This is a genomic window from Enterococcus hulanensis (assembly GCF_005405485.1).
Classification (GTDB): Bacteria; Bacillota; Bacilli; order Lactobacillales; family Enterococcaceae; genus Enterococcus_A; species Enterococcus_A hulanensis.
Genome location: NZ_BJED01000008.1, coordinates 17,058 through 32,595, shown reverse-complemented (window position 1 = coordinate 32,595; position 15,538 = coordinate 17,058). Strand labels below are relative to the sequence as shown.

General features: G+C 39.3%; 13 protein-coding genes and 1 tRNA gene. 11 read left to right on the top strand and 3 right to left on the bottom strand.

The window, feature by feature from the left end:
• Position 1 precedes the first annotated feature (1 nt).
• From glgA to FFR60_RS10080, 9 genes are all read left to right on the top strand, one after another.
• Positions 2-1,429: a glycogen synthase GlgA gene (gene glgA, locus FFR60_RS10120; protein ID WP_137664061.1), complete on the top strand. Its 1,428-nt coding sequence runs from the start codon at positions 2-4 to the stop codon at positions 1,427-1,429.
• Between the two features lie 118 nt (positions 1,430-1,547).
• The gene (locus FFR60_RS10115; RefSeq protein ID WP_137664060.1) at positions 1,548-3,986 is read left to right on the top strand and encodes a glycogen/starch/alpha-glucan phosphorylase; all 2,439 of its coding nucleotides are present in this window, start codon (positions 1,548-1,550) and stop codon (positions 3,984-3,986) included.
• Positions 3,967-5,799 (top strand): glycoside hydrolase family 13 protein, encoded by a 1,833-nt coding sequence (locus tag FFR60_RS10110; RefSeq protein WP_137664059.1) that lies wholly within the window; start codon positions 3,967-3,969, stop codon positions 5,797-5,799. Before FFR60_RS10115 ends, FFR60_RS10110 begins: the two co-directional genes overlap by 20 nt.
• 101 nt (positions 5,800-5,900) lie before the next feature.
• Positions 5,901-6,506 (top strand): hypothetical protein, encoded by a 606-nt coding sequence (locus FFR60_RS10105; protein WP_088932407.1) that lies wholly within the window; start codon positions 5,901-5,903, stop codon positions 6,504-6,506.
• A 60-nt stretch (positions 6,507-6,566) separates the two neighbouring features.
• Positions 6,567-6,752, top strand: coding sequence for a protein YkzS (ykzS, locus tag FFR60_RS10100; RefSeq protein ID WP_088932408.1), 186 nt, complete (start codon positions 6,567-6,569; stop codon positions 6,750-6,752).
• 46 nt (positions 6,753-6,798) lie between these two features.
• Positions 6,799-6,882, top strand: a tRNA-Leu gene (locus FFR60_RS10095).
• 184 nt (positions 6,883-7,066) lie between these two features.
• Positions 7,067-7,891, top strand: a complete 825-nt coding sequence (locus FFR60_RS10090) for a helix-turn-helix domain-containing protein (protein WP_137664058.1) — start codon at positions 7,067-7,069, stop codon at positions 7,889-7,891.
• Between the two features lie 78 nt (positions 7,892-7,969).
• Positions 7,970-9,115, top strand: a complete 1,146-nt coding sequence (gene nagA / locus FFR60_RS10085) for an N-acetylglucosamine-6-phosphate deacetylase (protein ID WP_137664057.1) — start codon at positions 7,970-7,972, stop codon at positions 9,113-9,115.
• Between the two features lie 75 nt (positions 9,116-9,190).
• Positions 9,191-9,706, top strand: coding sequence for a nucleotidyltransferase domain-containing protein (locus tag FFR60_RS10080; protein ID WP_137664056.1), 516 nt, complete (start codon positions 9,191-9,193; stop codon positions 9,704-9,706).
• Positions 9,707-9,744: 38 nt separating this feature from the next.
• Here FFR60_RS10080 and FFR60_RS10075 read toward each other — a convergent pair whose 3' ends face one another.
• On the bottom strand, positions 9,745-10,185 hold the full coding sequence (locus tag FFR60_RS10075; protein WP_137664055.1) for a hypothetical protein: 441 nt from the start codon (positions 10,183-10,185) through the stop codon (positions 9,745-9,747).
• 162 nt (positions 10,186-10,347) lie between these two features.
• Here FFR60_RS10075 and FFR60_RS10070 point away from each other — a divergent pair, with 162 nt between their 5' ends.
• Positions 10,348-11,049 carry an ABC transporter ATP-binding protein gene (locus FFR60_RS10070; protein WP_137664054.1) on the top strand — a complete coding sequence of 234 codons (702 nt, stop codon included), beginning with the start codon at positions 10,348-10,350 and terminating at the stop codon, positions 11,047-11,049.
• 12 nt (positions 11,050-11,061) lie between these two features.
• Positions 11,062-13,677, top strand: coding sequence for an ABC transporter permease (locus FFR60_RS10065; RefSeq protein WP_137664053.1), 2,616 nt, complete (start codon positions 11,062-11,064; stop codon positions 13,675-13,677).
• 22 nt (positions 13,678-13,699) lie between these two features.
• On the opposite strand, the gene FFR60_RS10060 is transcribed toward FFR60_RS10065, so the two are convergent.
• Both FFR60_RS10060 and FFR60_RS10055 read right to left on the bottom strand, forming a co-directional pair.
• Positions 13,700-14,296, bottom strand: coding sequence for an FUSC family protein (locus tag FFR60_RS10060; RefSeq protein ID WP_088932415.1), 597 nt, complete (start codon positions 14,294-14,296; stop codon positions 13,700-13,702).
• Between the two features lie 98 nt (positions 14,297-14,394).
• On the bottom strand, positions 14,395-15,351 hold the full coding sequence (locus FFR60_RS10055; RefSeq protein WP_137664052.1) for a Gfo/Idh/MocA family protein: 957 nt from the start codon (positions 15,349-15,351) through the stop codon (positions 14,395-14,397).
• Positions 15,352-15,538 lie beyond the last annotated feature (187 nt).

Below are 15,538 nucleotides of genomic sequence, written 5' to 3'. Positions count from 1 at the left end.
GGTGAAGACATTATTTGTAGCGGCGGAATGTGCACCCTTTTTTAAAACAGGAGGATTGGGTGATGTTGCGGGTGCTTTGCCAAAAGCGTTAAAGGAAAAAGGGACAGATATAAAAGTTGTTTTGCCGTATTTTACGAAAATGCCAGATCGTTATAAAGAACAATTAGAGGATTTATTCTCTTATGAGGTTTATGTTGGCTGGCGTAAACAATATTGCGGTGTAAAATATCTGGAAATGAACGGGATCGATTATTACTTTTTAGATAATCTTTACTACTTCAATCGTCCGGAATTGTATGGCTATTATGATGATGGGGAGCGATTCGCTTTTTATCAGCAAGCAGTCATCGAGTTAATGGAAAAAATCGACTTCATTCCTGATGTGATGCATCTGAATGATTATCATACGTCCTTCATACCATTTTTATTGAAGGAAAAATATCGTTGGATTAATAAATTCAGTCAGATTCGGACAGTCTTGACCATCCATAATATAGAATTTCAAGGACAATATGATCGAGAAGTTTTGTATGATCTTTTTGGCATGGGCAGTGAACGTTATGATGATGGCACGATTCGATTCAATGATTGTGTGAACTTTATGAAAGCCGGTATTCTTTATGCAGATCGTGTAACAACGGTCAGTCCATCTTACGCTGAGGAAATCAAAACCGCTGAATTTGGTGCAGGGTTAGATGTGATCTTGCGGATGGAGAGCGGAAAATTGCATGGAATACTCAATGGGATTGACTATGAAGCCTTTGATCCAGCGAAAGATCCAGCAATTTTCGCTAACTATGATATAAAGCATCTTGACAAAAAGACAGAAAATAAAGTTCAATTGCAAAAATTGTTGGATTTACCCGTAAGGCCAGATGTTCCTTTGATCGGAATTGTCAGTCGTTTAACGTATCAAAAAGGATTCCATTTATTATTGCAAGAGATGGAAAATTTGATGCAGTTTGATGTGCAATTAGTTTTAATCGGAACTGGTGATCCGAATTTTGAGAACCAATTCCATTATTTTGGAGGGAAATATCCAGATAGGACCAGCATCCATATTGCATTCGACGTAACCTTGGCGCAAAAAGTATATGCAGGTGTCGATATGTTCTTAATGCCTTCAGCGTTTGAACCATGCGGCTTGTCGCAAATGATCTCTATGCGTTATGGAACATTGCCGATCGTGCATGAAATCGGTGGTTTAAAAGATACAGTCCAACCATATAATCCGATTACGGATGAAGGAACTGGCTTTGGATTTAATATTTTTGAACCATTCTATTTGATGAATGCGCTAAAACAAGCAATTGAGCTTTATCAAGATCATCAAGATATTTGGCAAAAGATGATGGCAGAAGCGATGTCGCGTGACTTTAGCTGGGATGGGTCTAGTCAACAATATTTAGAACTATACAAACAAATGTAGGATTCGAAAAGCCAGAATCTAAGCCTCGAGCTGTGGATTTTGGCTTTTTCTATCATAGATTAATGCTATGATGAGTAGTGTAAGTTGAATTTATAAAGTATGGGTTGGAGATGAAAAAATGAACAAAACAGAATTTAAACAATCATTCAGTCGCCGTTTGGCTGAAAAATTCGCTATGAGTGTTACAGATGCTTCGCCAAACGAGCTTTATCAAACGTTAGGTTCATTGATGACTTCGGCATATTCACAAAACTGGCAGCAAACATGGAAAGACTATCGAGAGGCAGAGCAAAAACAATCCTATTACTTCTCTATCGAATTTCTACCAGGGAAAATGCTGAAGAGCAATCTTCTGAACATGGGCTGGTTAGACATGGTGACAGAAGGTTTAACGGAGTTAGGTATCAATTTAGAGGATTTAGCAGAAGTCGAGCCTGACATGGCTTTAGGAAATGGCGGCTTGGGCCGTTTAGCTTCTTGTTTCATGGATTCGATAGCGTCAATGGGATTGCCAGGAAATGGTAATGGGATTCGATACAAGTATGGACTTTTCAAACAACGCTTCGTTGATAACTATCAGGTAGAGTTGCCCGATGAGTGGCTTCAAAATGGAAATCTGTGGGAAGTTCGCAAGGAAAGTAAAGCTGTCGATGTACGAATTGGCGGAGATGTTTACATGAGTCATGATGAGTTTGGCAATCTCAAGCCGAATTATCATGGCGGAATGATGTTGCGAGCTGTTCCGTATGATACCGGAATGGTCGGCTATCAAAATGGTACGGTTAATACTATGCGACTGTGGTCAGTAGAGATTTCTCCAGAGGAAGAAGACCGCTATCGCAGCATTGAGGATCGACGAGCAGTAGAAGATATGACTTCAGTACTTTATCCAGATGATTCTAATGAGGCTGGTAGGAAATTACGTTTATCACAGGAATACTTTTTTGTTTCGGCTGGTGTTCAAAGTATCTTGCGTTATTACAAGCAGCTTAAGAAGCCCATCGATGATATCAATCAATATGTTGCAATTCATATTAACGACACTCACCCGGCGATGTGCGTTGCTGAATTTATGCGCCTTTTAGTTGATGAAGAAGAAATGGGTTGGGAACGTGCCTGGAATTTGACTCAGGAAGTGATGAGTTATACCAATCACACCATCATGGCTGAAGCTTTAGAAAAATGGTCGATTAATATGATGAGAAGTGTTTGTCCTAGGATCTATCAAATTATCGAAGAAATCGATAGGCGTTTCGTTGAGGAAATGACTGGCGTTCATGATTTTGATTTGATCCAACGAACTAGAATTATTCAAAATGATCAAGTGCACATGGCTCATCTTGCGATTATCGGTTCTCATTCGACAAATGGTGTAGCAAAATTGCATTCAGATCTTTTAAAATCAGTCGTTCTGCATGACTTTTATCTGATTTATCCAGCGCGCTTCAATAATAAGACCAATGGTATTGCGATGCGTCGCTGGACCCAGTTAGCTAACCCTGCGATGAGCAAGGTGTTGGATGAGACGATTGGAAATTCTTGGCGAAAACAACCAAGCGATCTACGATTATTGCTGAATTATGAGGATGATGATCAAGTTCTTGCTATGCTGACAGAGGCAAAGCTGAAGAATAAAAAACGTTTGTCTGCTTATATTCAAGATCATTATGGAATTGAAGTGAATCCTCAGGCGATTTTTGATGTTCAAATCAAACGATTGCATGCCTATAAACGCCAATTATTGAATTTGCTGCATATAATCAAGTTGTATTTAGATTTGAAAGAAAATCCTGATCTGCCTATCGAACCGCGGGTATTCATTTTTGGAGCAAAAGCGGCGCCGAGTTATCATTATGCCAAATCAATTATTAAAGTAATTAATGAAACAGCCGATTTAATTAATCAAGACACTACAATCAATGATAAGTTAAAGGTCGTCTTTTTAGAGAACTATAATGTAAGTTTGGCGGAACGAATCATTCCTGCTGCTGATGTTAGTGAACAGATTTCTTTAGCATCAAAAGAAGCATCCGGCACATCTAATATGAAATTAATGTTAAATGGAGCCGTGACGATAGCAACTTTAGATGGAGCGAATGTTGAAATTCGTGATACTGTTGGTGATGAGAACATTGCGATTTTCGGATTAACTGAATCTGAAGTTTACCAATACTATGAGAATAAAAATTATTCTTCGACAGATATTTATCGGGAGAATGCCGTTATACACAAAGTGGTTAAGACATTGATTGATGGGACGATCCCGAATATTATTGCTGAGGGGCAAGAAATATTTGATTCATTAATCAAGTACAATGATGAATTCTTTGTTTTACGTGATTTTGAAGATTATTGCTTGGCGCAAGAATCAATCAATCAAGCCTATCAAGATAAACGTCGTTGGCAGCAAATAAGTTTACGAAATATTGCTAATGCAGGGCGCTTTTCTTCAGACAATACGGTTCAGCGTTATGCAGACGATATTTGGCAAATAGAACCTGTCTACGCCCATGAGGATGATCGAGGTGTATCACAACATGACTCATATTTACTTTAATCCATGGCTGGAACGCTATAAACAACCATTTGGTGCTGTTCAAGAAGGAACGATGGTCAAGATTTGGCTATCGGTTCCAGAACAGCAAAATACCAAAGTTCAATTGATCGTACGTAAAGAAGGAAGTTCCGTCGGTCAAAAGATATTTATGATGGAACCAGCATCAGAAGATCGTTTTCACTTTCAGTCGATCATGGATCAAGGCTGGGGCCTTTACTTTTACTATTTTAAAGTGATCCATGAATCAGAAGGCTACGAAACGATCCAATACTATGGCTTCAATGGACAAGGTGGCGAAGGGAAAATATATGGTTCCGAACGAGAAGTGGTTCCCTATCAATTGACCTGCTATCAAAAACCTGAGATCGCCCCTAAATGGTATCGGAATGCTGTCTTTTATCAAATTTTTCCTGATCGTTTTGCTAACGGGAATTCTGATAAGAGAATCAATCAGCCTAAAAAGAATTCATTTATTTATGCAACAGAGGAAGACGAACCATTTTATATTAAGGATCAGAATGGTGAAATCGCTCGTTGGGATTTTTTTGGCGGGAATTTTAAAGGAATTGAAGAAAAGATTCCTTATTTGCAAGAACTGGGAATCACCGCTTTATATCTAAATCCGATTTTTGAAGCCAGCTCCAATCATCGCTATGATACGAATGATTATTTTATGGTGGATAGTGTTTTAGGAACCGAAGAGGATTTTAGAAGTTTGATTGCTGCTTTGCATACAGCTGGGATCGCTGTCGTGTTAGATGGAGTATTCTCACATGTGGGAAAGAATAGCCGCTATTTTAATATTTCCGGATTTTATGGAGAAGATTCAGGCGCTGCTCGTGATCCGCAAAGTGAATATCGCGACTGGTTCACCTTCAATCACTATCCGGATGACTATAAATCATGGTGGGGAGTAGCCGATCTGCCTGAGGTGCGTAAAGAAAATCCTTCCTATCAAGAATTTATCTACGGCGATTTAGACAGTGTCTTGTCGAAATGGACCTCAATGGGAGTCGATGGTTGGCGTTTAGATGTGGCCGATGAATTGACCGATGATTTTATTGCCGGTATTCGAAAAAATCTTCTGTCTTATCAAGAAAAAATCCTGATTGGTGAAGTTTGGGAAGATGCGTCAAACAAAATTGCTTACGATACACGGCGCAAATATGTTTTCGGTGATCATTTACAAGGGGTCATGAATTATCCGTTACGTCAGCAGATTTTAGATCTTTTAAATCAATCACGTTCATTGCAAGATATTTGCGAAGAAATGATTCGTTATCAGGAAAATTATCCAGCAGATTTTTATTATAATCAATTAAATAATATTGGTACTCATGATACTGAGCGTATCCTGACGATGCTGGATGGTTCTCTCGAGGCTTTGGATCAGGCATGGGGATTAATGTTCATGATGCCGGGGATTCCTTGTGTTTATTATGGGGATGAAGCTGGTTTAACGGGCGGTAAAGATCCGGACAATCGAAAGTTTTTCCCTTGGCAATCAATTGATCAAAGACTTTTCAAAAATTGTCAGAAATGGATCGAACGGAGAAAAAAATACAATGTGTTGAAGCATGGACACTTTTTCCCATTTTACTCTCAAACACAACAAATTTTTGGGATCATTCGCTATACAGAAGAGGCGTATGTGATCTATGCACTTAATTTATCCGATCAAGAGCAATGTCTGAATGTTGGCGAGCTGTCTAGTCCTCGTGCTTACAAAGGGGATTATGATGTCTTGGAGCGTATTTTAGATGATGAGGTACTTGCTCCAAAGGGCAGTTTGTTCATGTCTGAATCAAATTAATCGGTTGATTCTTATCTGTCTGCCTGTTGTTTGGGAATTTAAAAGCATTTTTTCAGCATTTATGCTAAACTATGCTATATCAGAACGATGAGGATGATGTTATGCAAACCTATAGCAGAAAAAAGAGCCGTTTTCCTGCTTTTGATGATGAAGCAGGTGTTAAATTAGTACAAACCAATCAGCGTGTCTTGTTTGATGGACAGGATGACTTGATCACAAGTTATCGCTTGGAAGCCAAAGATATTTTTGAACGACCAATGCCAAAAACAAAACGGACGCGGCGTGTTAACTTAGATGAAGAACCACGTAGAGAATTAGATCATCATAAGGCCAATTTGCCGATGTATCAAGGTGAACGAAAAGAATCTAAAAAAGTAAAATTATTTGAAGAACACAAACCAAAAGAGTCTGCAAAACCTAAGTCGACGTTTAATACGCGAAATGGCCGCAGCGCAACACCGTTTTCACCAAAATTTGTGCCTTCTTCATTGATTCCTGATGAACCGGCTGATGCGATCTCGCCGAGAGAATTGATGCAGCGAATGGAAAAATCACGTCAATCCTATATTTTGTTTGCACCAGAGAATGAACAGAAGCAACCGGCGATCGAAAGAAAGAATTCACGTCAACGTTTGGATCGTTCATTACGAGGTATTATGCAAGAAGAGAATTCGAGTATCGAAAATAGTAAATATTTTCATGACTAATGCAGAAGGTGCCAATAGGCGGCCTTCTGTTGCTTTATGATGATAGGAGAGAAAAGAAACATGAATCCATTTGAAGAAAAAATCAGTCAATTACGAGCAGGAGAAATTGATAAAATTGAAGTAACCAAGGATGACTTTTTCTTGTTTCGCGAAGCGTGGATCAAACAAGAAGACAAGAAATTTTTCCGCGGTATTGCAGGATTGAAGGGCAATATTACTTACGTCTACGATACAACGATCGTTTAGACTATTGACTTTTTCATTTTAGCCCGCTATCATGAAAAAGGATTCTGCGGTGGTGTTGGAATTGGCAGACAAGCATGACTAAGGATCATGTGAGAGCAATCTCGTGTGGGTTCGAGTCCCATTCGCCGCACTTGGATGTACCATTTTTGGTACATTCTTTTTTTTGGACAAAAAAAGTTGAAATTGCGGTTGCATCTTTTCATTTTTATTCAATCCTTTTAGATGTTTCAATCACAAGAGTTGCTTGTCCATCAGTCATCAGCTAAAATTAAAGTATTAAAATGTGAATTTGCATATTTTGGAGGAAACGGTAAATGGAAGCAATTGGTCAAGTCTTAAAAGAGTTCAGGAAAGAACATGGCATGACACAAAAAGATCTTTCTAAAGGGATTTGTTCTCAAAGTGTCTTAAGTCGTATCGAAAACAATGAAGAAATCCCTAATATCATTGTGATTCAGCAGTTATGTCATCGACTGGGAATCACGATTGACCAATTGATGCTGGACTTTTTGCCGGAAGAATTATTTTTGCGCAAATATTTCAATAAAATGTTTATGTATTTACGAATCGGAAAATATTTAGAGATTCGAGCTACATTAGATTATTTAGATGAACGGCAGATCACGCACCTTGATAAGGATCGTCAGCTGGCTTGTTTCTTTAAAGGTGTCTGTGCCTACTTTATCGATAAAGATCCAGAATCAGCCTTGGAACAGATTGTTCAAGGTCTTTCAATCTGTGTATCGAAAAAATATACAGGGTACTTTGACAGTCGAATATTGCTGCTAAATTTTGCTGGTAAAATGAGCGCGATCTTGGGCAGGATGAATGATGCTCAAAATTACTACAATCAAAGTTTTGAACTGTTTCAAACGATGATGGCGGATTATTCGGAACGCAGTGAATTAAGCAATCTTTTTGTTAATTATGGGACTTTTCTGGTGAAACAAGAGCGTTTGGATCTAGCCGAGAAGGTCGTTGATATGGGCTTGAAGTGGAATAGACAGCAATGCAGCTACTATAAACTAAGAGAGCTTTTGGAATTGAAGATTCTTATGTTAGAAGCTCGAGATGAGATTCATTCGATAATTAATTATCGAAAAATGCTACGTGCTATTGAAAAGATAAAAGATTTATAGAATGGTCTACACCATTCTTGACTTATTGTGGATTCAGGAGTAACTTTAAAGTACTAAGAAAAAAAGGGAGAGCTCACGATGAAAACTTTTATTTATGCTGACAAATTCTTTTTAAACTCTGGTGTTAAAGGCGCAGGCTATCTAGATGTCACTGATGGCATTTTTGGAACATATACGAAAGAAAAGCCAGAAGGTGCAGAGATCATTGACCAAACTGGAAAATGGATCGCTCCTGGCTTAGTTGACACTCATATCCATGGGTATAAAAACCATGATGTTATGGACAACGATGCTGATGGAATCAAAGTTATGTCTGAAGCATTGTTATCTTGTGGTGTTACAAGCTTCTTACCAACAACATTGACTTCTTCAAAGGAACGCTTGAAAGATGTTGCTGAAACGATTGGTAAAGTATACCAAGATGTTGACGGCGCGAAAATTCAAGGAATCTATTTCGAAGGACCTTTCTTCACTGAAGAACATAAGGGAGCACAAAATCCTAGCTACTTTGGCGATCCTGATTTGGATACTTTTCATGAATGGCAGGAAGCTTCAGGCGGCTTGATCAAAAAAATCGCATTGGCTCCTGAACGTAAAGGCGTAAAAGAATTTGTTAAAACAGTGACTGATGAAGGTGTGGTTGTTTCATTAGGGCATTCAAATGGTACTTTAGAAGAAGCACAAGAAGCGGTCGAAGCAGGTGCGAGTGTCTTCGTTCATGCCTACAACGGAATGCGTGGATTGAATCACCGTGAACCTGGAATGGTCGGTGCGTTATTAACATTGCAGCACGTCTTTTCTGAATTGATCTGCGATGGTCATCATGTACATCCGCAAGCTGCTGAAGTACTAATGGAAAAAGCTGGACATGATCATGTAGCATTGATTACTGACTGTATGATGGCTGGCGGCATGCCTGATGGTAATTACAATTTAGGTGAATTCCCGGTAGTCGTGAAAGAAGGAACTGCACGTCTGGACTCTGGTAACTTAGCCGGCAGTATTTTGAAATTGAAAGAAGCAATCAAAAATGTGGTTGATTGGGATATTGCAACACCTGAACAAGCAATCATGATGGCATCATACGTACCAGCTGTCAGCTGTAAAATTGATGACAAATGCGGTATGATCGCTGAAGGCCGTGCGGCTGATTTCATCGTCCTAGAACCTAATATGGATCTAGTGGCTACTTATCTTGATGGTGTTGAACGTTATCACGCTTAATTAATTTTATCTATTCAAAGCTCGGTCAACTTGGCCGAGCTATTTTTTTAATGATATATATGAGGAGTGTTTTGCATGGAATCGAATTCTGAGAAAGTCACCATAGCGAGTAAGAAAAGTTTTTTAATGATTATCGATTTGTTGAATGAGTTGAATATCCGATATTGGATCGAGGGAGGTTGGGGGATCGATGCTCTGATTGGAAGACAAACACGGTTGCATCGAGATATTGACCTTGATTTTGATGCCGCCGTTGAGGAAGTATTACTTGAAAAGCTAATGGGGTTGGGCTATCAGTTTACACTAGATCAGCGGCCAACGCGTGCAGAACTGTACCATCCTGAGCATGGATATATTGATATTCATCCATTTATCATCAATGACTCGGGGAATATTCGACAAGCGAATCCTGAGGGCGGCTGGTTTGAGTTAGAGGCAAAATGGTTTTCACAAAGTCTATTTGAAGATCGGGTCATCCCGTGTGTGTCTGTTGAAGGACAGAAAATTTTTCATAGCGGCTATGAGTTACGGGCAGTGGATCATGCCGATTTGAAAAATTTGAATGCTGCTTTCCCGCAAGAGATAGAATAGCAGCAAAAATAGCTGTAATGGATTTTGATATAAATGACTTAACTTTTTAAATAAGCTTCTATTTCTTGCGAATGTAATTTTCTTACTTCTGTTTTTGAAAATTCTTGAAAGTCTGTGCGACTATATAGTGCTTGATGCATCTCGGCGTACTTATTTTTGTTTTTTGCTAAATATTCAGTGAAGCTCGCATTATCAGGAAAAATTTTATAAGACTTTCGATTTGAGTGACTGATGATTTCATAAATTCCGCAGGTTTCTTGATGAAGATGGTCAGCAACACGTAAGTATAGTTGTGCAATCTCTAAGCTTTTAAAAGGAAAATCAATTCGGCGTAATTGCCGTTTATTATCTTTTTGGCTGCAAATACATCTGCCGCAGGTTCCGCAAATGTACTGTTCATGATTTTCTAAGCACGCTCGTTTACCGAGTATTGGTGTCGCGCGATTATTAGCTGCATAGCATTCGATACATTCTGTCATAATGAATCCTCCTTTGTCATCTATTATCTATTCAAAAACTGCTATTTTCAATCTTAAAAAAGAATTATTTTCATGGCCGACGACATCTCTCGTTGGCTTTTTTTTAAGCTATGTTAAACTAAAAAGAGCATAAAATAGTTTATGGAAATTGGGGGATTTAGTATGGCTTATATTGATGTGATTGATGAGAGCAAGCATTATAAAATGGGTGAAACGGTCATCAAAGCGAATGAAAAAATTAATTTTTCAATCGAAAAAGGAGAAGTTGCGGTGATTCTTGGTCCCAGCGGCGCCGGAAAATCAACCGTGTTAAATATTTTAGGGGGCATGGACAGTTGCGATGAAGGAAAAGTAGTGGTGGACGGCACAGATATCGCGACCTTTTCTGATAAAGAATTAACCACCTATCGTCGAAATGATGTTGGCTTTGTCTTTCAATTTTATAATTTGGTACCGAATTTGACGGCAAAAGAAAATGTTGAACTGGCTTCGCAAATCGTTACAGATGCGCTGGAACCTGAAGCGGTCTTGCGATCGGTAGGTTTAGGAGAGCGCATGGATAATTTTCCTGCTCAATTATCTGGTGGAGAACAACAACGGGTAACGATTGCCCGGGCTTTAGCGAAAAGACCAAAGTTGCTGCTGTGTGATGAGCCGACAGGTGCGCTGGATTTTGAGACAGGCAAACAAATTTTGAAAATACTGCAAGACACGGCGCGAGAAAATGGCACAACAGTCGTGATCATTACGCATAACTCAGCCATTGCACCGATGGCGGATCGGGTCATTCGAATCAATGATGCCCGTGTTCGCAACGAAGAGTTGAATGACCAACCTCAATCAATTGAAGATATTCAATGGTAAGAGGTGATGAGCATGAAAAAAGCGATGAGGCGTTCCAATTGGCGTGAGATTTGGCAATCAAAAACGCGATTTTTTTCAATTTTAAGCATTATTTTCTTAGGCGTCGCTTTTTATGTTGGACTGCGTGCTACGGGACCAGATATGCTGGAAACTGCGGCAAGCTATTATCGGAAGCAGAATTTAGCGGATACGCGTGTCGTCTCTACGTTGGGATTGACAGATAAAGATATTGACATTATTAAACAAACTGAAGGTGTAAAGGTAGAAGGACGCTACTTTCAAGACATCAACCTGAGCCAAGAAAATCAGGTTTTTCGAATATTGAGTTATAACTCAAAACAAACGCTAAATAGAGTCGTGGTTACCAAGGGGCGTTTGCCGAGTAAGCCAAATGAAATTGTTTTAGATGATTTTGCTAGGCAAAAGGGCTACAAATTAAACCAAGCTTTTGATTTTTCCGTAGATGATTCCGCAAAAGCGTTTAAGCGCCAGACCTTCAAAATAGTTGGTTTTGTTAAGAGTCCTGAGTTTATCGAAAATATTTCTCGTGGGAATACGACTATTGGAAAAGGCTCAATTGATTGTTTCGCTTTAGTTTTGTCAGAAAATTTTACTCAGCCAGCTTATTCGGAGGCATTAGTGAAATATGCTGATTTAGCAAATAGCGATGCTTATTCAACGCAATATGAAAATCGACTCAAAAAAGATGAGAAGAAATTGAAGAAGTATTTGAAACAAAATGCTGCTGTTAGTTTAGACGATAGAAAAAAAGAGCAGCAAAAACTGCTTGATCAAGAAAAAGCCAAATTTCAGCAGCGGACATCTCTCAATCTAGACGAGCTTTCTTCTGAACAGCTCGCAGAACTAACTGCTCTCAATCCTGAATTGCCGAAGCAACTAGAAACCTTGAAAGTACAGCAACAGCGAATAGATTCTTTAGCTGCACCAGAGTATCATCTTTTTGCTCGTTCCGATAATCCGGGCTACAGCGAGTATAAGGATAATGCGGAACGCATCTCATCATTGGCCTCTGTATTTCCATGGATTTTCTTTTTGATCGCTGCTTTGGTAACCTTGACGACCATGACTCGAATGGTAGAGGAAAAACGAAGTGAGCTTGGTACGTTTAAAGCATTGGGCTATCGCAATGGAGAAATTGCTGAAAAGTATTTACTTTACGCGACCTTGGCAGGCGGGAGTGGAACACTGCTGGGACTTGCAGTTGGCTTCTATTTGCTGCCGATCATCATATTTAATGCCTATGGACAGCTGTATAATTTAGAAAATGTTGTGACACCGTGGTATTTGTCTTATAGTTTAATTGCTTTAGTAGTCGCATTAACTTGTTCGGCAGGTTCTGCATGGTTTGTTTTGCGCTATGATTTGAAAGCTGCACCTGCGATTTTAATGCAGCCAAAGGCACCTAAAAAAGGGAAACGAATCTTCTTAGAACGCATGACATTTATCTGGCGGCGGCTTTCTTTTAGCCAAAAGGTGACTTTGCGTAATTTATTCCGCTATAAGCAGCGCATGTTGATGACCGTAATAGGAATCGCCGGCTGCATGTCGATGATCATAACGGGATTTGGATTGCGGGATTCGATTGGAGATATTGTTACGCTGCAATTTGATAAGCTTTGGCATTATCAGGGAACTACAGTTTTCAAAGCTGCGCCTTCTGCTGAAGAAGAACAAAGATATGTCGATGAATTAAAAACTTTCTCAAACTATCAAGACCACTTGTTTGTTTCTTTAGAAACCTTTACCGCACAAAAGGAAGGTGTTTCAAAACAAGAAATTAGTTTGTCTGTTCCTAAAAAGAAGGACCAGCTGGCTGAATTTTTGTCTTTCAGAGATCGTAAAACAGATCAACATTATTCTCTGACTGACGAGGGTGTGATCATAAATGAAAAACTTGCCAAGCTATTCGACTTGAAAAAGGGCAGCAGATTAGAAATCAAATCTATTTCTGGTGAAGTGTATTCGGTAAAAGTCGCGGCTGTTGCGGAAAACTATGTGAGACACTTTATTTATATGACGCCGTCTTATTATCAAAAGACCTTTGATAAGCAGCCGGAGTACAACACGGATCTTTTGCTTTTCAGCAAAGAGCCGAGCAAGCGGACAGAAGACCGGATGGCCAAACAGCTAATGGAAAATTCGGAAATTGCCAATGTCAGTTTTATGTCGAAGTCCCGTGATGCGTTGAAGGATACCGTTCAAAGTCTCAATATCATTATGTGGGTGCTGATTGTATCAGCAGGTCTATTGGCCTTTATCGTGCTGTATAATCTGACGAATATCAATATCTCGGAGCGAATTCGCGAATTATCCACTATCAAGGTATTAGGCTTTTATGATAATGAAGTGGTTCGTTATGTTTATCGCGAGAACATCCTGCTGACGTTGATGGGAATCTTCTTTGGACTATTCCTCGGAAAAATCGAGCACGGCTATATTTTACAGACAGTTGAATTAGATATGACGATGTTTTCACCAGATATTCAACCATTGAGCTATATTTACGCTAGTCTGATTACTTTATTTTTCACGTTGATCGTGGGAATTATTATGTATTTCCGATTGAAAAAGATCGATATGATTGAAGCGCTGAAAGCGAATGATTAAAAATATGAAAAAAGGATCAGCCTCATTTTTGTTGAGACTGATCCTTTATTTGTTTGCGCACATCATAAAGCATTTTATTTAGATCCGCTTCTTTTTTGCGCAGTTCAACTAGATCTTCTTTGATTTGCTTTTCTTTTTCATCCGTTTGCGGAGAAATAACTCCGTTTAAGGAAATCCCGATGATCGTTCCGATAAAGGTATCTAGCACTCGATTTAGTGCGTAGAGGAAGGATTCACCTTGAGGGATACTTAAAGCGATCAAAAGCATCGTAGCAATAGCTGAAATGATCCCTGAATTGTTATTGAGTCCATCGGAGACCACGATTACCAAAACAACGAATAAAGGTAAAACAAATAATTCTACAAAAAAATCATTATTGAAAAATGCCTGAACGTAGTAAAAAATTAATGCCAACAATCCGCCGAGAGAGTTACCTAAGACTCGTGAACGACCGAAAGAAATACTCGTAGTCAAGTCCTGCCGCAATGAAAAGACAGCGGCTAGTGCAGCAATTAAAGGTGATCCGCGGTCGGTCACATGGAACAGGAGAATACACAGCATGACAGCTAATGCCGTTTTCATCGTCCGCATGCCCAAACGAAAGCGACCAATTTGCAATTTTATCCCTCTTTCTTTTCTTTATATATAATAGTTTAGCGGAAGTTTGACAAAAAAACAAAAGGCATCGCCTAAGCCATGCCTTTTGCTAGAATTTTTTATTGCTGCTGCCAAATTTGCTGCATTTGGTCTAAAATTTCGATGACATCTTTTGTAAAGAAGAGGGATTTATTAGGAAGCGTACCATGGATCATTTTCACCATGTTTTCGATCTCATAGTTCATCGCGTTTCCTCTGAAGCCAGATTCGATCAATTCTGTCGTCCCATCGTTGAAAAACAGCTCCGCTTTATCAGCTCTCGGATAGTTATCAATAGTCAGGTAGCCATTCTCAAAAGCGACGATGCCTTTTTTCGGCATTTTAGCTTGGAAAGTTAGGCTGACGGTTGCCAATTCATTTTTTTTATTTTGCAAAATAGTCACGGATTGCTCATCCACCCCAGTTGAAAAGGGAATCATTGTTGAAGCAATGACTTCTGGTTGTTCGGTTAAGAACCAACGAGCAAAGGAAACAGCATAGGTTCCGATATCTAGCAAGGCGCCTCCGGCCAATTCAGGATTAAAGAAGCGATTGGTTGGATCAGGATCTTTAAAACTGCCGAAAGGAGCCTGAATCATTTTTAATTTACCCAGTCGTCCGCTATCCATTAACGCATGCAGTTCGTGGTACAAAGGCATATTGAAGATCGTCATAGCTTCTGCTAGGATCAAGTGCTTTTGCTCAGCTAATTCGACAGCTTCTTGTAATTCTGTTACATTCATCGTAATGGCTTTTTCACACAAAACATGTTTACCTGCTGCTAGTGCGGCCATAATGTGCTGATGATGTTGACGGTTGGGAACTGCAATATAGATAATAGAAATATCTTCGTCAGCCAGCAACTCTTCGTAGCTGCCGTACGCTTTTGGTAAATCGTATTGTTGGGCGAATTTTTCAGCTTTTTCTATGGTGCGTGACGCACAAGCGGTCAGTTTGCTGGTGGTTTGGTCAAAATTTTCGGCAAAATCATGGGCGATCCCGCCTAATCCGACGATGCCCCATTGTAAGTCAGTCATAATGCTCCTCCTATTTCGTGTGGATGTATTTGTTTTTCAAGTTTTACAGTTAATTTTTCAGCTGCTCACTATACTTAAAAGTATAAGTAAAACAGCAGGTTTGTTCAAAGTATAGCAGTAAATATTAAAATATTTCAATCCATTTGCCAAAGGACTGTTTTTTTTCTAAAAATTCAGTAGAATAGGA